This is a genomic window from Flavobacterium tiangeerense (assembly GCF_007830355.1).
GTDB classification, from domain to species: domain Bacteria; phylum Bacteroidota; class Bacteroidia; order Flavobacteriales; family Flavobacteriaceae; genus Flavobacterium; species Flavobacterium tiangeerense.
The window spans coordinates 78,303-104,185 of the sequence record NZ_VLKO01000010.1 but is presented as its reverse complement, the minus strand read 5'-3'; the positions used below and the strand labels follow the sequence as shown (position 1 = coordinate 104,185).

Below are 25,883 nucleotides of genomic sequence, written 5' to 3'. Positions count from 1 at the left end.
ACTTAACTAAAAAACTAAATAAAATGAAAAAAACCAACAATAAGCAATTGCTTTTTGTGATTCCTGCAATGATGGCTTTTGCAGTGGGTCAAGCCCAAAGTAATCCTACGGTTAAAGAACCAGGGATTAATGTGAATTACATGGATAAAAAGGTAAAGCCAAGTAACGATTTCTTTCGTTATGTGAATGGAACTTGGTTAGACAACACTGCCATTCCTGCGGATAGAACCCGTTGGGGAAGTTTTGATGAACTACGTCAAAGAACAGATGCGGATGCGCTAGCTATTTTAAAAGAAGCAGCAACAAACCCAACTTACAAATCAAATACCGATCAAGGTAAAGCGATTAATTTGTACAAGTCTATTTTAGATACAGTTGGTCGTAACAAAATGGGTATTGCGCCATTGAAACCCTTCCTTAAAAAAATTGATGCGGTTAAAAATGCTAAAGATCTTGAAGCATTATTGATCGAAATGGAGCCAATTGGCGGAATTGGTTTTATGGGAGCTGGCGTTGGTACCGATGCTAAAAACAGTAGCCGAAATGTAATTAATGTAGGTCCAGGCGGAGTAGGTTTGCCAGACAGAGATTATTATGTTTCTGAAGATGCTGATTCTAAAGAAAAACGTGCAAAATACGTGCTTCACGTTGCTGAAATGTTACAGTTTCTTGGCGATAAGCCAGCGGTAGCACAGGCAAATGCGGAGAAAATTTTAGCGCTTGAAATTGCCATGTCTAAACCAAGATTAGATAGAGTAGAGCGCAGAGACCGTCGTAAGTCATACAATCCAATGACTTTGTCTGAGTTGAGTAAATTAACGCCATCAATCAACTGGAATAATTATTTTACTAAAATTGGTTTGGCTAAAGTGGATACCGTAATTGTATCACAACCTAAATACATGGTGGCACTTGAAACGATGTTGAAAGAAAACAAAGTTGACGAGTGGAAAGCTTACATGCGTTGGAGTTTATTGAACAGAGCATCAAGCCAATTGTCTACCGATATTGAAAACGCCAACTTTGAGTTTTACGGGAAAACCTTAACAGGTGCGGTAAGCCAAAGACCACGTGACGAAAGAGCATTGCAAACTATCAATGGTGCTGTAGGTGAAGCTTTAGGAAAATTATACGTAGAGAAAAAATTCCCTGCTGAGGCTAAAGCCAAAGCAGAAAAAATGATCAAAAACATTTTCCGTGCTTTCGAAAATAGAATCAACAACTTGTCATGGATGTCAGCTGAAACTAAGGTAAGTGCCTTGGCTAAATTGAACAAATCCAGAATCAAAATTGGATATCCTGACAAATGGAAAGACTATTCTGCTTTGACTATCAAGAGTCCAGAAGAAGGAGGAAGCTTTTTTTCAAATGCCTTAAGCATGGCCAAATGGCGTTTTGAAGAAAACATTGCTGAGTTGAACAAACCAGTTGATAAAGAACGTTGGGGCATGTCACCACAAACCGTAAATGCCTATTACAACCCTTCAAACAATGAGATTGTGTTCCCAGCAGCTATCTTGCAACCACCTTTTTACAACTACCAAGCTGATGAAGCTGTAAATTATGGCGGAATTGGTGGCGTTATTGGTCACGAAATTTCACACGGTTTTGACGATTCAGGATCGCGTTACAACGCTGACGGAAACTTAGTTGACTGGTGGACAGCAGATGATTTAAAACAATTCTCAGCTTTAACAGGAGCTTTAGCGGCACAATACAGCGCATTGGAGCCAATTCCAGGAACTTTTGTAGATGGTAAATTTACATTAGGTGAAAATATTGGTGATTTAGGTGGTGTAAATGCAGCTTATGACGGTTTACAATTGTACTTGAAAGAAAACGGAAATCCAGGTTTGATTGATGGATACACTCCTGAACAACGTTTCTTTATTTCTTGGTCAACTATCTGGCGTTCAAAAATGCGTGATGAGGCCTTGAAAAACCAAGTAAAAACAGATCCGCACTCTCCAGGAATGTACCGTGCGTATGTGCCTTTGCAAAACATCGATACTTTTTATCAAGCTTTTGATATCAAAGAAAATGATGGTATGTTCATTGCACCTGAAAAACGTGTAAGAATCTGGTAATTTAGTATCTAATAAATGCAAAACCCATTCGTTAAGGCGAATGGGTTTTTTTATGCCTAAAAGTCAAATTTTAAGTAGTGGAAGGCTCTTGTTTTTAGGAGCAGTACTTTTTTGCTCCATACACTACTCGTCCCGCTGTACGCTATATTTTGCTGTGCAATCCCGAAGTTTCGGGACTTCCCCAGCAAAGATGCCGCTTCCATCGGGGCTACGATAGTTCGTTTTATTTTCATTACAAAATCAGCAAATGGGATTTGTACAGACCTAACAGGTTTTAGAAACCTGTTAGGTGTCTTAGCTTTCGTACCTAAGCATGGCCTTCGTCGGATATTGTATCGTGTGATTGTAAGGTACTTGGATTTAGTTAAGTAATGAAAACCGATAGGATCTTTATAGCCCTGATGGGAGTGGAAATCCTGCTGTGCTAGTCCCGAAACTTCGGGATGGCAAAGCAGATTGTAGCGTACAGCAGGACAAAACGACTGGATAAGATGCATGCCTGCTCCTAAAATCAAGAATAAGTGTTGTAAATTATTGGGGGTTTTATTCTTTTGCGCGTGCTTTTCGCAAGGCGTAATTTACTAAATACAACCCAAATAAAGTTACGCTACCACCTATGGCAATGGCGGCATTTAGGGTTTCCCCAAAGATTATAGCGCCAAGCAATACGGCAATAATTGGGTTAATGTACGAGTAAACACTACTGATAGATGCCGGTAAATGTTGCAGCGCATAAATAAAGGCAATAAAAGTAAGTACCGATCCAAAAATAACCAAATACGCAATAGACCACCATGAAATAGCCGGTATCTCATGTAGTGGAACCGATATTCCTGCTGCACCCGTATAAGCAAACACTAAAATACTAGACAATAACATTTGGATTCCTAAACTAAAGTACGGATTGAAACTAGCTGCTTTCTGTTTCGTATATAAGGTTCCAAAAGCCCATGTCAAAGTGGAAATGATGGAGATTATGATACCAAATTTAAAATCTGGAATCAAAAAATCACTTAAATGATCATAAAAAATAATACAAACACCACTAAAACTAATTATTAAACCTAGAATAGAGAACTTAGACAAGCGCTCTCCTTGAAAGAAAGAAATAATTACAATCCACAATGGCACACACGCCCCAATAATAGCACCAAGACCACTGCTGATGTACTTCACGCCCCACGTACTTAATGCGTTGCTCAAAACAAAGTTTAGAAAGCTTAGTATTATGATGGTTTTCCATTGTTTGCCTTTTGGCCAAGGCGTTTTTTTGAACAAGAAATAAGAAATATAAAGGAACCCTCCCAAAAACTGCCTAATGGCTACTAGTTGCAGGGCGGGCATGTGTTTTACACCTTCTTTTGAGGCGATCCAGGTGGTTCCCCAAAAAAAACTGATCCAACATAAGGCCAAAATGGGCAATCCAATAGCGTTTACTCGTGACGAAAAAGCGTTTTTAATTTTAGTTTTCACATTATAAATTTGGTTGTGCAAAAGTATACTTTAAAACCGATTCGATTTTAGAACTTGAAATAGTTTTTCCAGAAATTAGACCTTGTTGATCAAATTTTGGCAAAGCCAAATTATAGTCGACTGCTTTTTGAGTGTAATAGTCCTTTCTGTTAGGATGATATGGTGTAACTGCATTAAAGGTTTCGCCCCAAACCTGTTGTGACAAAATAGCGTTGATAATCCCTATGCAATCCTCTTGATGAATTAAGTTTATGGGAGCATCTGGGTTTTCTAAATTTTCTCTACCCGCTAGGAATTTTATGGGATGACGATCGGCACCAATGAGGCCTCCAAAACGAATTATTGTAGTTTTAAAATCAATATAGCTTTGTAAAAGTTGTTCGGTTGCCAGCAATTGCTTGCCACTTTCGATATCTGGCATAGGAATAGTTTCTTCAGTAACCAGTGTGTTTTGGTCCCCGTAAACCGAGGTAGAACTAATAAAAAGAACGTTTTCTACACCAGCTTTTTCAATATAAGGAATTAGATTTCTAATTTTGGAAACAAAATTTTCAGTTCCGGCTCCTCTAAGCTTAGGAGGAATATCTAGTATTAAAGTAGAACAATCTTGCAGTAAACCAGTAATGTCACCAGATATAGCATCCTCATGGAGCGATATTAAAAAAGGATTTATTCCAGCATCTGCCAGAATTTGTAATTTCTCTGCAGATGTTGTTGATCCATTTATCTCATAGTTTTTTTTCAATAAGGCTTTCGCCAAAGGTAAACCGAGCCATCCGCAACCTAAAATGCTAATTTTTGTCATGATTTTGTGCTTACTTTATTGTCAAGCTGTCTTGTAAGGATTGTTTTTTGTATCGGCTGTAGCCAATAGGTGTTTTGAGTTTCACCGGCGGAACTACAACAACAGGACTAGGTTTTATTTTTTGTCTAATGACAACTGCATCATTCAATACAAAAGGTGTAGGCATCATCCAGTTCTCTCTTTTTGCTAGTTCAAATACTGGGTTTGTGGTTAAATCAAAAGAGCTTTCTAGCAATTCCATATCAAATTTATTTCCAGATTCTATGTCAAATTGCAGTACTAGCGGAGCATTGTTTACTACATAATAGCTAACAATTTTTTTACCTTTTCGTTCGTATGCTCCTTTTTTGTTATCGACAGCTGTTGTTCCATTAGCTATAAAATTGTTGATTTTCATACCTTCATTGGCAAACACATCGTACCTGTTTACATTTCTATTTGGAGCAATCTGAATTTTTAAATACCTTCTTGATCCAATAGTTCTATCATAAATAAAAGTAACAGTAGGCGGAGCAATGTTTTTTACGGGTGCAGCGGTAGTAAAGGTGAAACCAGAGTTGTATTTGCTAAATAAGGGAAGCTCGTTGAGCGTTGAGGCTTTTTCTGGATTATTGCCCAAATACGTTTTGGTCCAAGTGTCAAGATTACTATCATAAGTAGCCCATTTTGCTGTTTTTTTATCAGAATCATATACATAAAGTAGGCTATTTGATTTTGCTTTTCCAAATTCATAACCAGAATCATAATGTGCTTTTGCAAAAAAACCGATAGATATAAATAAAAAGCATATAGTCCAAATTCTTTTTTTGGCGTATGCCCCAAAAACAAAATAGAGAATTCCCACCGTTAAAACCGTTAATATTGAACTACCAAAAAGAACCTTTAATCCTAGTCCCACAGGAAACATTTGAATAAATGGAGTTATAATTAATAATGCAGGAATACTAAGTATTAAATTGACTGTTTTACTTGATTTTTGAGTAATTACAAATAGTCCAAAAACTAACAATCCAAAACATACAGGAATAATTAAAAACCCAGCCCCAGGTAAATATATCGCTAATAAACCATTGATAAGTATCCACAATGTTAGTGGTGCTACATAATGACTCATGGTTCTCTTTTTATTTGAAAAATGACCGTAAAACGCCATCGTTATTGCAAGTGATAAGAATACAAAAGCTGCTATATATTCATGACCGTTATAGGTAAACCCGTTAAGCAAATCGTTGTATTGAGGATAGAGTACGAGTAGAAGTTTCCAACCTAAAAAGGTCACAATTCCTGCTGTAACTAGCGATCCAAAAAGAGGAATAAATCCTTTTCCAATATCTTGAAATGTTAATAGATGTTTAGCTCTTCCTATAAATATAAAAAATACCAGCATCACAAAGCAACCTATGACCACTGGAATAGTCCAGCTAAATGGGTAGTACACAAAGGTGTGAGGCAAACTAAAATAAACAAAATCCTCTTGAGATGCTTGTTTGTTTAAATTTGTATTGGAAAAATGTTTTAGCAAAGGCATCAAATACGTACCTTGGTGGGCAAGCGTGTTTATATCAAGATGGGCAGTGTCATCTTGAGCGGTGTGGTAATTGTAATGATCGTCTATAAAAGCAAAATTGTACCCTTGTATGTTTCCTTGTTCTCTAAACACAGTCAAATCAGTATCGTTAGGTAACATTTTATAAATGCTGTACATCAAAGAGTTTGATACTGGAAATGTGGTTTTGGCCTCGGCAAATTCTTTTACTAATGAACCATTGCCAGCATTGGTTTCCATGAGCATATAACTTGGTCCTGATGTCCCTCGAGCTTCAAAGTTTAGAACGACTCCTATATCTTTGGCCCATTTGTGTTGGTTTACAAAAAGTGCTGCACCGTTTAGCCCTAATTCTTCACCATCAGAAAACATGATGATGATGTCATTTTTATGAGGTGTTTTGGTATACAAAAAAGCTCTTATTCCTTCAATAATAGTTGCTACACCAGAGCCAGCATCACTAGCGCCTGGTGAGTAAGAATGTGGTGCACTATCATAATGAGAAAGCAGCAAAAGCGCTTTTGAGTTTGAAGAGCCTTTTATTCGTGCTAAAACATTTTTAGAATATACAAGATTTCCCCAATCACTTAGTGTATAACCTTCTTGAATGGTGGTTTCTAGACCCAAACTTTCAAGCTCTTGTTGCAAATAATTGGCAACTATTTCATGGTTTTTAGATCCTACATAATGCGGTTTTTGAGCGATAGCTTTTACTTGTTCAAAAGCCCGTGTTGCAGAAAAATCAACTAGTGATGTGTCCTTGTTTGAAGTAAATTGCGGCATCATTGTGTAGTATAGTGCCGCTAATACAACAAGAATAAAAACACTCATGTAAATTGAAGAAAAATCTTTTTTCATTTTTGGTTAATAGGTTTTGGGGTTGTGGTATTTAGATGTCTTTTTTGACAAGCATATAATAATCATTTTCTAAAACCATGTAGCCTTGGTCATAGAGGAAATAATAGGTGTTTCCTGTTTTAGTTTGAAGGATGTTTGTAAAATAATCAAAATCAAATCCTTTGCTTACTAGTTTTGCACGGGTAGTTTTTGATTTTCCTTCGGTATTTAGTTCAGATAAAATGCGATAGTTCTTGCGCAACCTGTTGTTGATGTTGCGCATGTAATTGGTGCTATCCTTGTTTATTTTATTATTGTAAGCATTGCGACAACCATCACTACAAAATTTCTTGTCCTCGCGTCCCACAATTTTTTCTCCGCATTCTAAACAGGTTTTACTCATGGATTTATTTTTTTGATGTCGTATAAATCAGTTCTACGGTCTTTAAGGATGCGAACACTGCCATGCTCATGCAATTCTTTCAGCAAATCTAAGTCTACATCTACAATAAGGGTCATTTCGGTATTTGGTGTCGCTTCGGCTTTGATTCCGTTACTAGGAAAAGCAAAGTCTGAGGGCGTAAAAACGGCAGATTGTGCGTATTGAATATCCATATTATTTACTTTTGGTAAATTCCCCACACAACCAGCAATGGCAACATAACATTCGTTTTCTATGGCTCGTGCCTGTGCACAATGCTTTACGCGTGTGTACGCGTTTTGTGTATCGGTCAAGAAAGGAACAAATAAGATGTTCATGCCTTCATCGGCCATCAAGCGGGAAAGCTCCGGAAATTCCACATCATAGCAAATCATGATTCCTATTTTGCCGCAATCCGTATCAAAGGTTTTAATGGTAGAGCCACCAGTCATTCCCCAATGCTGTACTTCATTAGGTGTAACGTGGATTTTGGCATACATTTCAGAGGTTCCGTCTCTTTTACACAAGAAACCAACATTATATAAAGTACCGTTATCCAGGTATGGCATACTACCTGTAATGATATTGATGTTATATGAAATGGCTAATTCTTGAAAGCGTTTGTGAATGGGATCTGTATGTTTGGCTAGTTCTCGTATAGCTTCTGCCTCAGATAAATGGTTGTAATCGGCCATTAAAGGAGCCGTAAAAAGTTCTGGAAACAACGCAAAGTCACTACCGTAACCGGATACAACATCTACAAAAAACTCACATTGTTCAAATAAGGCTTCAAGATTATTCAATTGGCGCATTTGCCATTGTACAAGTCCTAAACGGATTACGCTTTTTGCAAGATTGATTAGCTTAGGGCTTTCGTCATAATAAATGTTGTTCCACTCCAGTAATACAGCAAATTCTTTGCTATCTGTATCGCCTTCGAGATAATTTTTCATCACCCGGATTACGTGAAAATCATTGCTTAATTGAAAAGAAAGTACTGAGTCGTGCATTTCTTTTCTTTTCACTTTATCAATATAATCTTTTGGACTAAGTGTGTCGGCGTGTTTTCCGTAATTAGGTATTCGTCCTGCAAAAACAATAGCCTTCAGGTTCAATTGTTCGCACAGCTCTTTTCGGGCGTCATAAAGTCTTCTTCCCAGTCTTAGACCTCTGTAATTGGGGTGTATAAAAACATCTATTCCGTATAAAATATCGCTTTTCTGATTGTGGGTAGAAAAGGTATATTTTCCAGTAATGTCTGAATAATTATGATTTTTATCGACTAAACTTTCATCAACGATAAGGGATAATGCGGAGCCAACAACTTTACCGTCCACTAAAATCACGAGTTGACCCTCTGGGAAAATACTCAATAATTTTTCGATGTGATGTTCTCTCCAGTAGGAACCGGTCATTTCTGGATAGGACTCTACCATAGATTTTTTAAGTTCTTTGTAGTCGTCAAATTTCAGATTTCGTAATTCTACTTTGTTAATTTTGGCCTGCATAATAAATTGATTTACAACAAATATAACTTTTTTTTTAACATTTACAAACGGTTACAAATAGTTACAACCGAAAGTAAATAGTTAGCAACCGATTCTTGTTTTGAAACTGTCGCATCTTTGCCCTGTTGATTCGAATGAACGTTTTGACAAATAAACATATACACCAATTATTAAATTTACACGCCATGAAAAACAGAGTACAATTAATCGGAAGAGTAGGTCAAGATCCAGAAGTTAAAACACTTGAAGGAGGAAAAAAATTAGCCACCGTGAGCATCGCTACAAATGATGTGTATTACAAAGAAAACGGAGACAAAGTAGAGCAAACAGAGTGGCACCGTGTTACCGCTTGGGGAAAAACAGCTGAGATCATTGAAAAGTTTGTGACCAAAGGCAGAGAAATTGGAATTGAAGCAAAATTATCCCACAGAACTTACGAGGATAAAAACGGTGAAAAGCGCTATATCACTGAAATAGTAGCAAGTGAAGTATTGCTTTTAGGGAAATAGTATTCTTACTATTTTATAAAATGCACGGATTTCTTAATTGAGGTTCGTGTTTTTTTTTTGTAATTAAAAAAGCATGAATCAGTTCTTATTGTTTTGAATTATTGGAAAACGTTTAAAAAATATTTTTTGCCATTCGATAGGTGTTGGCGTGGGCTTCAATAATAGTTTTTATATCGGGAGAGTAGCCGCCACCCATAGAAACTTGTACTGGAATTTGGAATTTGGAACACAATTCAAAAACCAATTCATCTCGTTTTTTACAACCATCAAGGGTACAACCTAATTTCCCTAGTTTATCTGTGGCCAAAATATCGACACCAGCCAAATAAAATATGAAATCGGGTTTTTGCGTTTCTATCAATTGCGGAATTACAGTTGCAAGGGTTTGCAAGAACTCCGCATCGGTTGTTCCATCGTCAAATGCAATGTCTAAATCTGACGTTTCTTTCTTGAACGGATAATTTGTTTTGCCATGTGTAGAAAACGTAAATACTTTTGAATTGTTTTGAAAAATCTCAGCAGTTCCGTTTCCCTGATGTACATCTAAATCGATGATTAAAATCTTTTTGGCCATATTAGTGTCCAATAAAAACTGCGCTGCAATGGCTTGGTCGTTTAATAAACAAAATGCTTCGCCATGATCTGTGTAAGCATGGTGCGTACCTCCTGCAATATTGAATGAGACTTTCGTATCAAATGATTTTTGTGCGCCAAAAATAGTTCCTTGGGCAATGATGAGTTCCCGTTCTACTAGTTCTTTTGAAAGTGGAAAACCTATTTTACGCACCGCTTTTGCGTTTAAGGTGAGTTCTAATAAATCTGTGACATATTCTTTTTGATGAATAGCTAAAACCGGAGCTAAATCGCAAATTTCGGGTTGGTAAAAATCAGTTGGCAATGCGGTTCCTTCATGCAACAATTGTTGCGGAAGCAGTTCGTATTTAAGCATGGGAAATCGATGCCCTTCTGGTAACGGATGCTGGTAAATAGGATGAAATGCTATTGGGAACATGGCGGAAAATGACTTTTAGTTAATTTATTAAACTCAAGCGATGCTTAGCTTATTGGTTCATCAATTCTTGAAAGTAATCCACAAATTGTCCTAGGTGTAAGCCGTCAATTAACCCGTGATGTACGTGCACAGACATGGGCATGGTTTTTTTTCCTGAATCATCAACGGTCATTTTACCAAAGGAGATTTTTGGACAACTGTCAGCAAAACTAAAACTTCTTGCATGTGATAGAGAAGTAAAGTCTAACCAAGGAACTGCCGAGAAATGGATGACGTTATCATCATTAAAATTCCGGGTAAAAAGTCCAGTGGTGGTTTGAATACGTTTAATTTCTGTTGCGGTACTGGTTTCAAAAACAGCATAATCTGGGTCGAATTCAATCAAAGAAAAGCCAAAAGTCCCGTCTTCTCTTCCTATTGTTGCTGATGCATTGATGTGATTGTGTATTACAACGGTTTCCCCGTCAATGCGATATCTAAAAGGTTCTATGGCATTTACAGCCATAAGTGTTTTGTGAAGGTAGTAGCTAAAAAAGGAGGTGTTTAGCATTTTAGCTTTGGCGTAAGCCAGTGAACAATCAATTTGTACAGTTGCTCCAAAAAAGGGCTCTTCAAATTGTTTAAAAAATTGAAAATGTTCTTTACGCGCCCAATTATCGATGTCTAAAAGTTGTTTCAAAGGGAATGGAATTAATTTATTTTTCAAAAGTATTGCTAATTTTTAATTCAGCCATACGCTTCTAATTTCTTTGATTGTTAAATATAAAAAAAGCCCTAAAAGAATTTCCTTTAGGGCTTTTAAGTAATTATAAGTGGAGAATTATTTTACTCTGAAAGTAACTCTTCTTACTAATTTTCTAGCTGCATCTGAATCTTTTGCTACTGAAGCATCTTCACCAGCTGCAACAACGTTCAATCTTGAAGCATCAACATTAGCTTTAACTAAAACGTCTTTTACGCTGTTAGCTCTTGCTGTAGATAATTTATCATTGTACTCAGATCTTCCTAACTCGTCAGCATGACCAATAATGTCAACTGATGCAGATGGGTTGTTTCTTAAGTAAGTCAAGATAAAATCAATTCCTTCAGTAGATACGTTTGTTGGAGTAGATTTGTTGTAATCAAAATAAGTACTTACGTAACCTTCGTTGATTAAGTTTTTGATTAATGTACTGTTGTTTACGATAGCTGATTTATCAGTATTACTTCCGTAAGTTTTCAATAAATAGCTTTCTAATTCGTCAGGAACATTATTGTTGTTCAAGTCAATAGATTTACCTTTAGTATCAACCATTACACCACCAATAGTGTTAGGCTCTTGATCTAAATAATCAGCAACACCATCTTTATCTGTATCTAACATTGAAGTTTCAATATCAGCAATTTGTTGCTTTAATTTGTCAATTTCGCTGTTGTTGTCAAGTACCCAGTCAGCATGTTTTTCATTACTACCTAAGTAAACTGTTAAACCTACAGTACCATTAAACAAAATTCCAGAGAATCCTCTTGCGTTTCTAGTTGTTGAAGCATCAAAAGTTGCATCTTGTGCAGCATTAAGGATAGTTGTGAAATCACCTGTAAGAGCAATTCTGTTTGATAATTTAATTTGACCAGTAATACCTGCCATAAAATTACCCATTCTGTCTTTTAAAGCAGAATTTTGATCCTCTAATTGAGCTAAACCAAAACCAGCATGTCCTAATAAACCTATTGTATTAGTCCAAGTTTCAAAGCTCATAATTCTACCTAAGTTTGCTACTGCTTGAAGATTAGCTCTGTAATATTTTGTGTCAAAATTAGCAGAGTTGCTTTTTCCTTCAAAACTGTTGTATCCAAAATCAGCTTTCAAACCAAATTTATTGTTAAACATGTAACGTACACCTAGATCGGCAACATAAGGACTTGGAGTTGAAGTAAAATAACCTGATCCCATTGGTCTTTGTGGTTTGTTAACACCACCAGCTAATTCGATAGACCATTTGTTGTAATCTGTATTTTTTACTTCTTTAGTTTCAGTTTGAGCATTTACAGAAGAAACTGCACCTGCAAAAACTAATGCAAACATTAAATTTTTCATTTTTTATGATTTTTAAATTCTTTGCAAATTTACAACATATATTTAAATGAGAAATTTCAATCAGTTAATTATACAATATTTACTTTTAATTCTATAAATTGAAGGTAATGTTAAATAATTGATAATAAATTAGCTATTAATTTTTTGCATGTATTCTTTTTTAACTCCAAAAAAATGATATTAATTGAGGTATAACGCGGCTTTACATTAATAATGTAAATTTCACCAACTATAATTGTATAAAAGGTAATACATCTGTTAGTTTTTCTAGGGTTCGAAAGTTATCATGCTCAACTGTATGATCAATTTTTTCATGTGCCCAAGTAGTGTGAAACGGAATGTGAACGGCATATCCACCAATCGCTAAAACAGGAAGAACATCGGATTTCAATGAATTGCCTATCATGAAAAATTCAGAGGGTTGAATTTCTAATCGTTTAATCAAGTCTGTATAATCAATTTCCTGCTTATCTGACATCACTTCAATATGATGAAAATAATGGCCTAACCCCGAATTGTGTAATTTTCTGCGCTGGTCTAATAAATCGCCTTTGGTGGCCACCACAAGTTTGTATTTTCCGTGTAAGGCTTGTAAGGTTTCTTGAACACCATCTAGTAAAACAATAGGTTTTTCTAAAAGTTCTTTGCCGTACTGAATGATTTTTTCAATTATTTCAATCGGAATCGTGTTGTTCGAAATATTCATTGCAGCCTCAATCATGGATAAAATGTAACCTTTTATTCCGTAGCCGTACAATTTTAAATTGGCTATTTCGACCTTAAATAATTCCTGCGAAAGTCCTTGATGTGACAAATAATCACTCATGAGTGCACAAAATTTCTCTTCGGTTTCTAGAAAATAGGTTTCGTTGATAAACAAGGTGTCATCAGCATCAAAAGCAATTACTTTTAGGTTCATTTTTATTTATTTTACCACGAATTCGCTAATTAATATGATAGAAGTACATATTCATTAGCGAATTCGTGGTTCATTTTTATTTAATTTATCGTTTCCCCATTGGCTACACCATCCGTATCAGGATTTACAAACACTAGTTTTCCTTCGGTATTTGTAGTCATTAAAATCATTCCTTGACTTTCTACACCACGAAGGTTTCTTGGGGCTAGATTCACGAGAACCGTCACGCGTTTTCCAACGATATCTTCTGGTTTAAAACTTTCCGCAATTCCCGAAACTATCGTTCGAATATCAATTCCAGTATCAATTTTCAAAACGAGAAGTTTATTTGCTTTTGGCATTTTTTCGGCTTCTAATATGGTTCCTGTGCGGATATCCATTTTGGCAAAATCCTCAAACTGAATCAGCTCTTTTTGTGGTTCAGCTACTTTATTCTCGGCTTTGTTAGCTGTTTTGGTTGCTTCCAATTTATCTATTTGTTTTTGGATTTCTTCATCTTCAATTTTCGAAAACAGTAATTCGGCTTGACCAATTTGGTGACCAGCGGGTAATAAATTCCAATCTTCAAATTCCAAATTCCAATTGTTGATGTTGATATTCAGCATTCTTGATAATTTTACAGAAGTAAAAGGTAAGAACGGATCACAAAGCGAACTCAAAGCTGCAGCAATTTGCAAAGCAACATACATTTGAGTTTTTGTACGTTCTTCATCGGTTTTAATCATCTTCCAAGGCTCTTCATCGGCTAGATATTTATTTCCTAAACGAGCCACATTCATCATTTCGCCAAGTGCTTCTCTAAATCTATATCTTTCGATAGAACTTGAAATTACTGATGGATAGGCTTTCAATTCAGCCAAAGTTTGTTCGTCTACCTCAGAAAGTTCGTTCGGTGTGGGAACAATTCCGTCGTAATATTTATTGGTTAAAACTACCACACGATTGATGAAGTTGCCAAAAATCGCCACTAGTTCATTGTTATTTCTAGCTTGAAAATCTTTCCAAGTAAAGTCATTATCCTTCGTTTCCGGTGCATTCGATGTTAAGGCATAGCGCAATACATCCTGCTGATTTGGGAATTCTTCTAAATATTCGTGCAACCAAACCGCCCAGTTTTTAGACGTAGATAATTTATTGCCCTCTAAGTTCAAGAACTCATTAGCAGGAACATTGTCAGGTAAAATATAACTTCCTTCGGCTTTTAGCATTGCCGGGAAAATCACGCAATGAAATACAATATTGTCTTTCCCAATAAAGTGAACCAGTTTTGTGTCTTGATCTTTCCAGTACGGTTCCCAGTCTTTTCCTTCGCGCAAAGCCCATTCTTTCGTAGCCGATATGTATCCAATAGGCGCATCAAACCACACGTATAATTTTTTTCCTTCGGCACCTTCAACAGGAACATCAATTCCCCAGTCTAGGTCACGCGTTACCGCACGAGGTTCTAATCCTCCGTCAATCCATGATTTTACTTGGCCGTAAACATTCGGTTTCCAGTCGTTTTTATGTCCTACAAGAATCCATTCTTTTAAGAAATCTTCGTAACGGTCAAGAGGCAAGAACCAGTGTTTCGTTGCTTTCATGATGGGAGTTTCTCCCGTAATGGTCGATTTTGGATTAATCAAATCGGTAGCATTAAGCGTAGAGCCGCATTTTTCGCACTGATCGCCATATGCTTCTTCGTTGCCACATTTTGGGCAAGTTCCCATTACAAAACGATCTGCTAAAAATTGATCTGCTTTGGCATCATACAATTGCTCGGTTACTTCTTCTATAAAATCGCCTTGTTCGTACAATTTTTTAAAAAATTCCGAAGCCGTATCATGATGAATTTTAGCAGATGTTCTAGAATAGTTATCAAATGAAATTCCAAAATCAGAAAACGATTTACGAATGATTCCATCATATTTATCAATTACTTGCTGAGGCGTAATGCCTTCTTTTTTGGCTTTCATAGAGATAGCCACACCGTGTTCATCGCTTCCGCAAACAAACAGAACGTCTCTTCCTTGCAATCTTAAATATCTAGAATAAATATCTGACGGTACGTAAACACCCGCCAAATGGCCAATGTGAATCGGTCCGTTCGTGTACGGCAATGCCGCTGTAATCGTATATCTTTTTGGATTCTGTATCATGTGTTGCTAATATTATTTTTTTATTTTCACATGTAATTCGCCTAGCACGACGGGATGTATCACCCATTTTTTTGCTACGCTCATTTCATGATTCAATTTTATTGAGGTGCAAAAATAAGCAATAGAATTTTATTTGAAGCTATTTAGCTTTGCTGAATCTGCGATGTCCCACTATCCGTTGCAATCTTTCCATTTTTAAAGAAAAAATGGAAAGGATTTTCACTGCTATTGGGGCTAGAGAAATAGTATTTTTAGCCCATTTGTCATTCCGACGAACGAGGAATCTCTAGTTCAAGAACAACTTAATTCAATATTAAAATAGCAAAATGCCGAAAAATAGTTTCCTTTGCATCGTTTTAAGTTTGTGATAACAGTCTCAAATGGCAAACACTATTAAATAAGTCTCTACATCATGCCTAAAGGACCCGAAAAAAACACCAAAAACAAAGCGTTGCACACCAAACTCCTCAATAGGAAAAAGACAAAATTGCAAGAAGAGAAAGCAGCAAAAGCAGCACGCTTGAAGGCATTGGTAACCAAAATGAATCAGAAAAAGAACAATAATGAATCTGATGTGAGTTAAATGCTGACGCTAAAAAATTTGTGTTAATCTTTGGCTAAAACAAATATTTCGATTCCTCAATCTTTTACCCGAAATTTGCAACCTATAATATAAAACGCAACTCAAATGGAATTCGGAAAAATTATCATCTCAGAAAACGCTGCTCAAAGTGAAAACCCACAAGACATAATTAACTCAAACATTTCAGTAGTCAACTTAATGCGTGAAGAGAAAATTGATGACGATTTGATTCACGAAGATGCATTGATGAGTTATTATTTAGATTTTTACGTAGCGCAACATGTTGATGGCAATTTTGCACAATTTGTTCACCGCTCTGGATGGAATAAAGAATTAAATGAACTTATTGAAGAAGGTTTGGCCTTGATTGAAGCACCAAAACATCTAGAATTATTCCAGCAACAATCTAAAAAAGTAAGTTTAATGAGTAATGTGAAACTCAATAAATTTTTACAAGGAAAATTAGAAGGGGTAAATCTCACTAGAGACGCACTCAACATCGATACTTTTTTCGAAATAGAAGAAAATATAGTAGAACTTAATGCTGCTTTTTTAATGTCGCACCCAGATCTTGAAGTGCTTTCTATAGATGATATGTTTGCAACTCTTGAAGCTTTTGTAGGTCACGAGATCAAAAGAGAGTAGAGTTATTTCGCATAGACACACCAAGAAAAACACAAAGCAGCGCAAAGATTTCTGCATAAAACTTAGTGAATCTTTGTGGCTTTTATGCGAATCTTCGTGAAATAAATTTTCCTAAAAAACTTTGTCCCAATCTTACCAAACATTTCCTTAAATTTGCTTCCATAATCATATAAGTTAGCGCAAAAAAATCAAGCTATGTTACAAATTGCATTTATTAGAGAGAATCAAGAAAAAGTAATCAATGCTTTGGCCAAAAGAAATTTGGATGCCAAGAGTGTTGTTGAAGAAGTGGTACAACTAGATGAAAAACGTCGCGCTACGCAAGTAGAGCTGGACACTATTTTATCTGAATCTAATAAATTATCCAAAGATATTGGCGAATTGATGAAAGCGGGTGAGAAAGCAAAAGCCGCAATCCTTAAAGAAAAAACAGTTTTAAACAAAGAGAAAAGCAAAGCGCTAGCCGAAACCGCTGAGGCACTAGCCGCTGAACTTTTAGAAAAATTATACACACTGCCTAATCTTCCAGCTGGTATTGTTCCTGAGGGGAAAACACCAGAGGAAAACTTAAATGTTTTTGAAGAAGGTGCCGTTCCAGTTTTGCATGAAGGGGCACAACCACATTGGGATTTGGTAAAAAAATACGATATCATTGATTTTGAATTGGGAGTAAAAATCACTGGAGCAGGATTTCCAGTGTATAAAGGTAAAGGCGCTCGTTTACAACGTGCCTTGATCAATTATTTCTTAGATAAAAATACGGCAGCAGGTTATAATGAAGTTCAGGTTCCGCACATGGTTAATGAAGCATCTGCTTATGGAACTGGACAATTGCCAGACAAAGAAGGCCAAATGTACCATGACAAAACCGATGATTTGTACTTGATTCCAACGGCTGAGGTTCCTGTTACAAATTTGTTTCGTGATGTAATCCTCAACGAAAATGAATTGCCAGTATTGACTACGGCTTATACGCCATGTTTTCGTCGTGAAGCAGGTTCTTACGGTGCGCATGTACGAGGATTAAACCGTTTGCACCAGTTTGACAAAGTCGAAATTGTGCGAGTAGAGCATCCTGATAAGTCTTATGAAGCACTTGATGGAATGGTAGAACACGTGAAAAGTATTATGCGTGAATTAAAATTACCTTACCGAGTGTTGCGTCTTTGCGGAGGTGATATGAGTTTTGCTTCAGCATTGACATATGATTTTGAAGTATTTTCTACGGCACAAGACCGTTGGTTAGAGATTAGTTCGGTTTCTAATTTTGAAACTTTTCAATCGAATCGTTTGAAATTGCGTTTCAAGGACAAAGACGGAAAAAATCAATTGGCACACACCTTAAACGGAAGCGCGCTGGCCTTACCAAGAGTTATGGCTGGGATATTAGAAAATTACCAAACTCCTGAGGGAATTGTAATACCAGAGGTATTACGTCCTTACTGCGGATTTGATATTATAAATTAATTAGTTTGCGGTTATCAGTCACAGTTAAAAACGCTGTGACTGAAAACTGTGACTGCAACTAAACACGAATATTGATAATGAAAAAGCTCTTTCTGTATATCAGTTTGTCATTCTCGCTATTTGCTTTTGCCCAAAACGAGCAATTAGCACAGTATTATTATGACAAAGGCGATTTTGAAAAAGCAAAAATCAGTTATGAAGAACTATTAAAAGAGACACCTCAAAATTCGCTTTATTTTTTAAGGTCAATAGATTGTTTGCAACAATTGCAGCAGTTTGAAAACGCTCAAAACGCACTTCAGCTCAGGTATGATAAGTACCAGCAGCCAACTATTTTAGTTGAACTTGGCTATAATTATCAGTTGCAAAAAAACGAAAGTAAGGCAACGCCTTACTACGAAAGAGCTTTAGAATCCATAAAGAAAAATCCAAATGATGTTTACGGTGTTGCCAATGCGTTTGAACGTAAAGTGCTCCTTGAATATGCATTGAAAGCATATAAAATGGTCTCTGGAACGCAGGAAAATTTCAATTTCAATTATCAAATAGGGTTGCTCTACGGTCAAATGGCAAATATGGAACTCATGGTTGCTACTTTTCTAGATGAAGCGTATACGAATCCAGAAAACTCCATTCGAATTCAAAACCAATTAGTACGCTTTATGGTTGATGAAGGTGATGCTAATTTCAATGATATTTTGCGCAAAGCATTGATAGTAAGAACTCAAAAAACACAAGATATTTTCTGGAATCGTTTTTTAAGTTGGTTTTATGTCCAGCAAAAAGAATTTGATAAGGCATTTATACAAGAAAAAGCCATTTACAAACGCAATCCCGAAACGCTTGCTAACATTGTAAGTCTAGGACAACAAGCCATTCAAGAAGACAAAACCGATGCCGCTATTGAGATTTTAAATTTTGTGTTGCAAAACTCACAGGACAAGGAGTTATTGGTCCAAGCTAATACGTACTTAATACGAATGAAAATTGAAAAAGCATCAGCTACTGATTACCCGGCTATTAATCTGGCGCTAGAGGATTTGCTAAAACAATTTGGGATAAGTCCTTTTACGCTATCTTTGCAACTTATTCAAGCTCATTTTACAGCATTCAATTTAAAAAAACCAGAGGAGGCTAAAAAAATTATTAAGTCTGCCCTTGAAATGCAGATGAATGAATATGAAATAGCACAAACAAAAATGGAGTTGGCTGATATTTTACTTTATGAAGAAAAATTCAACCAAGCATTATTGTACTATTCTCAAATTGAATTGGATTTAAAAAATGATGTTGTAGCTCATGAAGCCAGTTTGAAAGCAGCAAAAACAAGCTATTTTAAAACTGATTTTGAATGGGCTTTGAAACAATTTAAGGAGTTAAAAGCAGCTAATACACAGTTGATTGCAAATGATGCCTTAGAGTATTACTTGCTGATAAATGACAATACCGTTGCTGATTCTACTCAAACGGCCTTAAAACAATTTGCAAAAGGTGATTACCTCTTGTATCAAAATAGAGATGAGGAAGCCATTGTTCAATTTCAATCACTGTTACAAAAAAAGGCAGGTGAGCAAGCTGATGAAATTGAAGCGGTTACGTTGTTGAGATTGGGTAAAATTTATGAAAAAAAATCCGATTTTGTTTTGGCTTTAAGCCAATACCAAAAAATAATAGAAACACACAAAGAAAGCATTTACATTGACGAAGCCTTATTTTATGCGGCCGAAATAAACAATAAAAAACTACAACAACCCGAAATTGCTAAGCCATTGTATGAGAAAATAATTTTTAATCATCAAGATAGTATCCATTTTGTGCCGGCCCGCAAAGAATATCGCATGCTAAGAGGAGATACTTTAATACAGTAAATGATGGGTGCAAAACTAGGCTTTACATGATGGCAACCGTTGTTCTAGAATATTAATTTTTTTTAACCCTACTATCCCTGGTAGGTTTTCCCTTTTTTTAGGGTCAGGGTCAGTTTATGATTATATACAACGTTACTACAAACATACATGAAAGCGTACACGATCAATGGATGATCTGGATGCAACACAAACACATTCCTGAAATCTTGGCAACTGGATTGTTTTCATCAGCCCGATTGGTTCGCGTATTGGTTGAAGAAGAAATGGGAGGAGTAACCTACTCTGTACAATATGAAACAGAAAGTAAGGAGACCTTGCAGCGCTATTATCAAGAACATGCACCTAGTTTTCGTGAAGAAGGAGCTCGATTATTTGGAGATAAAATGCTTGCTTTTAGAACTGAACTTGAGTTAATTGGAGATTATAAATATTAGCGTAATCTAGTAAATACGTAGTGTCCAGACTAAAAAACGGATCACAGATACAATATAAACTTTATGCCTTAGTGGCAAAACAAATACATACTGAAATAAGTTCAGCAAAAAAATGGAAAAAGTAACCGCCAAAAAACACTTAGGACAACACTTTCTCAAAGATGAAAGTATAGCTAAGGATATTGCTGACACGCTAAACCTAGAAGGATATAATGATGTCTTAGAAATAGGTCCGGGAATGGGAGTTTTGACAAAATATTTATTGGATAAACCTGTAAATACATACGTTATTGAAATTGATACCGAATCAGTAACCTATCTGGATGCTAATTACCCAAAATTGAAAGATAAAATTATCTCTAAAGATTTCTTGAAATACAACATCAATGAAATTTTTGAAGGGAAGCAGTTTGCTATAATTGGGAACTTCCCGTATAATATTTCAACACAAATTGTTTTTAGAACATTAGAATACAAAGAACAAATACCCGAGTTTGCAGGTATGTTTCAAAAAGAAGTAGCAGAACGTATTTGTGAAAAGAAAGGAACAAAGGCGTATGGAATTCTCTCGGTACTGGTACAAGCTTTTTATGATGCGGAGTATTTGTTTACCGTAGACGAAAATGTTTTTAATCCGCCACCCAAAGTAAAATCAGGAGTTTTAAGGTTGCGTCGTAAAAAAGATTTTAGTTTGCCTTGCGGCGAAAAATTATTTTTCACAGTAGTTAAAACCGCTTTTCAGCAAAGACGTAAAACGTTGCGCAACAGCTTAAAGACCTTAAATTTGTCTGATGTTTTGCGTGAGGATGAAATTTTCAACCTTCGTCCAGAACAATTAGATGTAGCACAATTTATTTCCCTTACTCAAAAAATAGAAGCCGATGGAGTTTAAAATCAGCAAAGTACTAATACAAGAATTAGAGCAACTCATTCAAAACAAGAACGACCAGCAATTGGAAGTATTATTGAATGACATGCACCATGCTGATATTGCCGAAATTCTAGACGAGCTGGACTTTAACGAGGCTACTTACATCTTTAAAGTTTTAGACAGTGAAAAAACCGCCGAAATTCTTCTAGAATTAGAAGATGATTTGCGTGAAAACATATTAAGCAGGCTTTCGCCAAAGGAAATTGCGGAGGAATTAGATGAACTAGAAACCAATGATGCTGCGGATATTATTGCAGAACTTTCGCAAGACTTAAAAGCCGAAGTAATATCAGAGCTTCAAGATGTGGAGCATGCCAAAGATATTGTTGATTTATTGCGATATGATGAGGACACCGCGGGTGGAATCATGCACAAAGAGTTGGTTAAGGTCAATGAAAACTGGAACGTGCTTACGTGCGTGAAAGAAATGCGCATTCAGGCCGAAAATATCTCCAGAGTCCATTCTATTTACGTGGTAGATGATGAAGACCGTTTAAAAGGGCGTTTGTCACTTAAGGATTTGTTGACTACCTCATCAAGAACACCTATCAATGATGTTTATATTCGAAAATTAAACTCGGTAAAAGTAGATACTGAGGATGTTGAGGTGGCGCGTATCATGCAAAAGTACGATTTAGAAGCCATTCCTGTTGTGGATGAATTAGGAAGGTTAGTAGGTAGAATTACCATTGATGACATTGTAGATGTAATCAAGGACGAAGCAGACGAGGATTACCAGTTAGCAGCGGGTATCTCACAAGACGTAGAAGCTGATGATAGCATATTTGAACACACAAAGGCGAGGTTACCATGGTTGGTTTTAGCGCTTTTAGGTGGTTTTATCTCGGTAAAAGTATTGGGGCTTTTTGAAGGTGCCATGCTACAACACGGAAACCTATTCTTTTTTACACCACTTATTGCGGCGATGGCAGGAAACGTAGGTGTACAATCTTCGGCTATTATAGTTCAAGGTTTGGCTAATAATACCTTGAGTGGTTCCTTGTTTAATAGGTTGATAAAAGAAGTTTCATTGAGCTTATTAAACGGTGTAATATTGGCATCTATATTGTTTATAGGAAGTCATTTTTTATTAAATGTTGAGATTATTATTGGGGTTATTGTAACCACTGCACTCATATCAGTAATAATTATTGCATCATTAATTGGAACTTCTATTCCGTTATTGCTAGATAAATTTGGGATTGATCCAGCTTTAGCAACAGGACCTTTTATTACCACTAGCAACGATATTTGCGGAATTTTAATTTATTTTTCGATAGCAAAAATGATTTTAGGATTCTAAAAAAGCATAATCAATTAACTAACTAACCAACACTTTTCCATAGTAATTTCCTTTGCTTTAGAGAGGGTTTAGGAGAGGAAAACCACAACTAGCATGAAAGCACATATTATTGGAGGAGGAAACCTAGGCGTAGCAATCGCTTTGGGATTATCTCAATTCTCACCAGAAAACAAGATTACAATAACTAGAAGAAATGTGACTTCAATTATGTATCTGGAAAAATTAGGTGCCACTGTTACCAGTAATAATGTACATCAAATAGAAGAGGCTGATGTTATTATTTTGACCATAAAACCATACCAAGTAGATATGGTATTAAGTGAAATTCTACCTTTTGTATCTCAAAAAATTGTAGCATCAGCAGTGAGTGGATTATCTATAGAGAAATTACAAGAAAAAATAGGAAATACAAATAGTGCTATTCGAATAATGCCCAATATAGCGGCGCAGTTTGGAGCTTCAGCAACCTGTATTGCTTTTCATGAAAAAGATACGGATCAAGCGCAGCAAGTTGTATCGCTATTCCAAACATTAGGCACAGCACCTATTATTGATGAAAAATTGATGGATGCAGCAACGGTTCTTGCAGCTAGTGGAACTGCATTTGCCTTGCGTTATATTCGTGCTTCTATGCAAGCGGGTATCGAAATAGGTTTTGATTGGCAAACTGCCCTCGCTATTTCGGCGCAAACTGTAAAAGGTGCAGCACAAATGCTTTTGGAAGAAAAAATACATCCTGAACAATTAATTGATAGAGTTACTACACCTCAAGGATGTACCATTGCTGGGTTAAATGAAATGGAAATGCATGGTTTTAGTTCGTCCTTAATCCGCGGAATTAAAACTTCTTTGAAACAAATTAAAGGATAAAATGTATTTGATTTAATTACGTAAGAAATCAAAAAACCCTCATTTTTCGAATGAAAAATGAGGGTTTGTGTTTTTGAAGCACATTGATAGTCTTATATATTTTTTTTCATTTTTAAGGGTTTCAAATTAAATTTTAACCATAAAAACCCAATGGTTCCTGCAATAAAAGAGGCTATTAAAATGGCAATTTTTGAATAGGTAATTACTTCTTCACCATCGTTTTTAAAAGCCAGTAAGGTTATAAAAATAGACATGGTAAATCCTATACCTCCTAGCATTCCTGCGCCCAGAATACTACTCCATTTTAAATCCTTTGGCAGTGTACAAATACCCAAACTTACCGCTAGGAATGAGAACAACCATATTCCCAAAGGTTTTCCCACTACAAGTCCTAAAATGATCCCTATCGTGTTGGCATGATTTAAACCTTCTTGCCAGTTAGCACTAATTGCAATTCCTGTATTTGCAACGGCAAACAGGGGAAGTATAAAAAAGGCAACCGGATAATGCAAGAAGTGTTGCAAACGGTAAGAAGATGTCTTTTTACTTCCATCTCCAAACGGGATAACAAAGGCCAATAAAACTCCTGTTATCGTCGCATGCACTCCTGAATTTAGCATGAAGTACCACATTGCTGCACCACCGATTAAGTATGGATAGAGTTGGTGCACGTTGCGTCTGTTACAAATAAATAAAACTCCCATGATGGCAAATGCAATTCCTAGATTGATATAATCAATACTCTCGGTATAAAACACAGCAATGACTATTATGGCTCCCAAATCATCAATGACTGCCAATGCAGTTAGGAATATTTTTAAAGAAGTAGGAACTCTTTTTCCTAAAAGCGATAAAATTCCAATTGCAAATGCAATGTCTGTAGCCATAGGAATTCCGGCTCCGTTTTGTGTAACCGTACCAAAGTTTAGCAGTAAAAAAATACCAGCAGGTATAAGCATTCCTCCCAAAGCGCCAAAAATGGGTAATGTAGCATCTTTAATACTCGATAATTCTCCTTGATATATTTCTCGTTCTAATTCTAAACCTATCAATAAAAAGAAAATGGTCATTAAACCATCATTAATCCAGTGGGTAATAGAATGACTTGCAATTTCGGTTTCCCAAAATGCAATATAATTGTTTTGTACTGCTGAGTTAGCCAATGCAATTGAAAGTAAAGTCACAAAAAGTAATAAGATACCTCCTGCTTTTTCACTTTCAAAAAAGGCCTTAAATGTTTTTGTTACTTTCATTATTTATTTTGAGTTTGTTTTGTAGGAGTGTGAAAAATACAAAGCACAAATTTACAATTTTAAAGGCTTATGGCATCAGTTTACTCCATAAACCGTATTTTTTTTGTTTATTTGAGTAATCAAAATTTAGAACATATGGCTATCAATATCCTTCACATAGACAGCAATCATCCTGTACTCTGGGATCAACTTCAAGCTGCTGGTTTTCATAATCACAGTGATTATGTTTCTTCAAAAGAGGAAATTGAATCTAAAATTCAGGATTATCACGGAATCGTGATTAGAAGTCGTTTTAAGATTGACAAAATATTTTTAGACAAGGCAACAAATTTACAGTTTATAGCACGTGTGGGTGCTGGATTAGAAAGTATTGATTGTGATTATGCTACGCAAAAGGGCATTGCGCTTATAGCCGCACCCGAAGGTAATAGGAATGCAGTAGCAGAGCATTCGTTAGGAATGATTCTGTCATTGTTCAATAACTTAAATCAAGCGGATCAAGAAATTAGAGCAGGGCATTGGAGTAGAGAAAGCAATAGAGGTCATGAGCTAGATGGTAAAACGGTAGGTATTATTGGCTACGGAAATATGGGGAAATCTTTTGCCAAAAAACTTCGAGGTTTTGATGTAAAAGTACTTTGCTACGACATTCTAGAAAACGTAGGCGATGTCAATGCGAAACAAGTAACACTCGATACTTTTCAGCAAGAAGTTGACGTGCTAAGCTTACACGTTCCTTGGACTCCAGAAACTGATAAAATGATCAACGCATCCTTTATCAACAACTTTGTAAAACCATTTTGGATTATCAACACCTCACGGGGGAACAATCTAGTCACCCAAGATTTGGTAGCAGCTTTACAATCAGGAAAAATTCTTGGTGCTGGACTTGATGTTTTAGAATATGAAAAACTTTCTTTTGAAACTCTTTTCAGTGACAAAAATACTCCCGAAGCGTTTCAATATTTACTGCAAGCTAAAAATGTAATTTTAACACCTCATATTGCCGGTTGGACCGTAGAAAGTAAGGAACGATTAGCACAAGTTATTGTAGATAAAATAAAAGCAAAGTATTTTGGTCAAGCCAAAGATATCGAGCCAGAAGAGCTCGTAACTGGAATTGGAGGTTTCTTTTTTAAGTCCAATGATCCTAAAGGTTTAACGGCTTGGTACGAAAAGCATTTGGGTTTAAAAACA

Annotated in this window: 21 protein-coding genes and 1 pseudogene; 11 read left to right on the top strand and 11 right to left on the bottom strand. The window is 36.1% G+C overall.

All coding sequences use genetic code 11. The features are described from left to right. The first annotated feature begins 23 nt into the window (after nt 1-23). Complete coding sequence (locus IQ05_RS12590) at nt 24-2,087, top strand: M13 family metallopeptidase (protein WP_144893472.1); 2,064 nt, start codon at nt 24-26, stop codon at nt 2,085-2,087. Between the two features lie 543 nt (nt 2,088-2,630). Here IQ05_RS12590 and IQ05_RS12585 read toward each other — a convergent pair. Genes IQ05_RS12585 through IQ05_RS12565 form a run of 5 tightly spaced genes read right to left on the bottom strand, consistent with a single transcriptional unit; the run spans nt 2,631 to nt 8,677 of the window. Further along, on the bottom strand, nt 2,631-3,560 hold the full coding sequence (locus IQ05_RS12585; RefSeq protein WP_244289574.1) for a DMT family transporter: 930 nt from the start codon (nt 3,558-3,560) through the stop codon (nt 2,631-2,633). Between the two features lies 1 nt (nt 3,561). Next, the gene (locus tag IQ05_RS12580) at nt 3,562-4,365 is read right to left on the bottom strand and encodes an SDR family oxidoreductase (protein WP_144893470.1); all 804 of its coding nucleotides are present in this window, start codon (nt 4,363-4,365) and stop codon (nt 3,562-3,564) included. 10 nt (nt 4,366-4,375) lie between these two features. Further along, nucleotides 4,376-6,769 carry a M28 family peptidase gene (locus IQ05_RS12575; protein WP_244289573.1) on the bottom strand — a complete coding sequence of 798 codons (2,394 nt, stop codon included), beginning with the start codon at nt 6,767-6,769 and terminating at the stop codon, nt 4,376-4,378. Nucleotides 6,770-6,800: 31 nt separating this feature from the next. Continuing rightward, a complete protein-coding gene (locus IQ05_RS12570) occupies nt 6,801-7,151 on the bottom strand; it encodes a hypothetical protein (RefSeq protein WP_144893467.1) in 351 nt (116 codons plus the stop codon). Next, entirely contained in the window at nt 7,148-8,677 is a 1,530-nt protein-coding gene (locus IQ05_RS12565; RefSeq protein WP_144893465.1) for a bifunctional GNAT family N-acetyltransferase/carbon-nitrogen hydrolase family protein, read from the bottom strand. Before IQ05_RS12565 ends, IQ05_RS12570 begins: the two co-directional genes overlap by 4 nt. A gap of 185 nt (nt 8,678-8,862) precedes the next feature. On the opposite strand from IQ05_RS12565, the gene IQ05_RS12560 reads away from it, so the two are divergent. Continuing rightward, a complete protein-coding gene (locus IQ05_RS12560) occupies nt 8,863-9,186 on the top strand; it encodes a single-stranded DNA-binding protein (protein ID WP_144893463.1) in 324 nt (107 codons plus the stop codon). A 112-nt stretch (nt 9,187-9,298) separates the two neighbouring features. Here the strand turns inward: IQ05_RS12560 and IQ05_RS12555 are convergent, their stop codons facing one another. From IQ05_RS12555 to metG, 5 genes are all read right to left on the bottom strand, one after another. Then, nucleotides 9,299-10,198: a histone deacetylase family protein gene (locus IQ05_RS12555; protein ID WP_144893462.1), complete on the bottom strand. Its 900-nt coding sequence runs from the start codon at nt 10,196-10,198 to the stop codon at nt 9,299-9,301. A 49-nt stretch (nt 10,199-10,247) separates the two neighbouring features. Next, a complete protein-coding gene (locus IQ05_RS12550; RefSeq protein ID WP_144893580.1) occupies nt 10,248-10,877 on the bottom strand; it encodes a chloramphenicol acetyltransferase in 630 nt (209 codons plus the stop codon). 141 nt (nt 10,878-11,018) lie between these two features. Further along, complete coding sequence (locus IQ05_RS12545) at nt 11,019-12,275, bottom strand: OmpA family protein (protein ID WP_144893460.1); 1,257 nt, start codon at nt 12,273-12,275, stop codon at nt 11,019-11,021. A 229-nt stretch (nt 12,276-12,504) separates the two neighbouring features. Next, nucleotides 12,505-13,194: an HAD family hydrolase gene (locus IQ05_RS12540; protein WP_144893458.1), complete on the bottom strand. Its 690-nt coding sequence runs from the start codon at nt 13,192-13,194 to the stop codon at nt 12,505-12,507. 80 nt (nt 13,195-13,274) lie between these two features. Next, entirely contained in the window at nt 13,275-15,332 is a 2,058-nt protein-coding gene (metG, locus tag IQ05_RS12535) for a methionine--tRNA ligase (RefSeq protein WP_144893456.1), read from the bottom strand. Nucleotides 15,333-15,744: 412 nt separating this feature from the next. On the opposite strand from metG, the gene IQ05_RS15420 reads away from it, so the two are divergent. From IQ05_RS15420 to proC, 8 genes are all read left to right on the top strand, one after another. Continuing rightward, on the top strand, nt 15,745-15,915 hold the full coding sequence (locus tag IQ05_RS15420) for a hypothetical protein (RefSeq protein WP_167496946.1): 171 nt from the start codon (nt 15,745-15,747) through the stop codon (nt 15,913-15,915). A 105-nt stretch (nt 15,916-16,020) separates the two neighbouring features. Then, nucleotides 16,021-16,560: a DMP19 family protein gene (locus IQ05_RS12530; RefSeq protein WP_144893454.1), complete on the top strand. Its 540-nt coding sequence runs from the start codon at nt 16,021-16,023 to the stop codon at nt 16,558-16,560. 195 nt (nt 16,561-16,755) lie between these two features. Further along, on the top strand, nt 16,756-18,027 hold the full coding sequence (serS, locus tag IQ05_RS12525) for a serine--tRNA ligase (RefSeq protein WP_144893452.1): 1,272 nt from the start codon (nt 16,756-16,758) through the stop codon (nt 18,025-18,027). A 77-nt stretch (nt 18,028-18,104) separates the two neighbouring features. Further along, nucleotides 18,105-19,895, top strand: coding sequence for a tetratricopeptide repeat protein (locus IQ05_RS12520; RefSeq protein WP_144893450.1), 1,791 nt, complete (start codon nt 18,105-18,107; stop codon nt 19,893-19,895). Nucleotides 19,896-20,011: 116 nt separating this feature from the next. Next, the gene (locus IQ05_RS12515) at nt 20,012-20,329 is read left to right on the top strand and encodes a DUF4286 family protein (protein ID WP_144893448.1); all 318 of its coding nucleotides are present in this window, start codon (nt 20,012-20,014) and stop codon (nt 20,327-20,329) included. Nucleotides 20,330-20,441: 112 nt separating this feature from the next. Continuing rightward, entirely contained in the window at nt 20,442-21,221 is a 780-nt protein-coding gene (gene rsmA / locus IQ05_RS12510) for a 16S rRNA (adenine(1518)-N(6)/adenine(1519)-N(6))-dimethyltransferase RsmA (RefSeq protein WP_144893446.1), read from the top strand. Next, nucleotides 21,211-22,563, top strand: a complete 1,353-nt coding sequence (gene mgtE / locus IQ05_RS12505) for a magnesium transporter (protein WP_144893444.1) — start codon at nt 21,211-21,213, stop codon at nt 22,561-22,563. The genes rsmA and mgtE overlap by 11 nt, the downstream gene beginning before the upstream one ends. 93 nt (nt 22,564-22,656) lie before the next feature. Continuing rightward, the gene (gene proC, locus IQ05_RS12500; RefSeq protein WP_144893442.1) at nt 22,657-23,433 is read left to right on the top strand and encodes a pyrroline-5-carboxylate reductase; all 777 of its coding nucleotides are present in this window, start codon (nt 22,657-22,659) and stop codon (nt 23,431-23,433) included. A 92-nt stretch (nt 23,434-23,525) separates the two neighbouring features. Here proC and nhaA read toward each other — a convergent pair whose 3' ends face one another. After that, entirely contained in the window at nt 23,526-24,686 is a 1,161-nt protein-coding gene (gene nhaA, locus IQ05_RS12495) for a Na+/H+ antiporter NhaA (RefSeq protein WP_144893440.1), read from the bottom strand. A 135-nt stretch (nt 24,687-24,821) separates the two neighbouring features. Between nhaA and IQ05_RS12490 the strand changes: the two are divergent. Continuing rightward, nucleotides 24,822-25,760: pseudogene (locus IQ05_RS12490) on the top strand (2-hydroxyacid dehydrogenase); the annotation flags it as partial. Nucleotides 25,761-25,883: the final 123 nt, after the last annotated feature.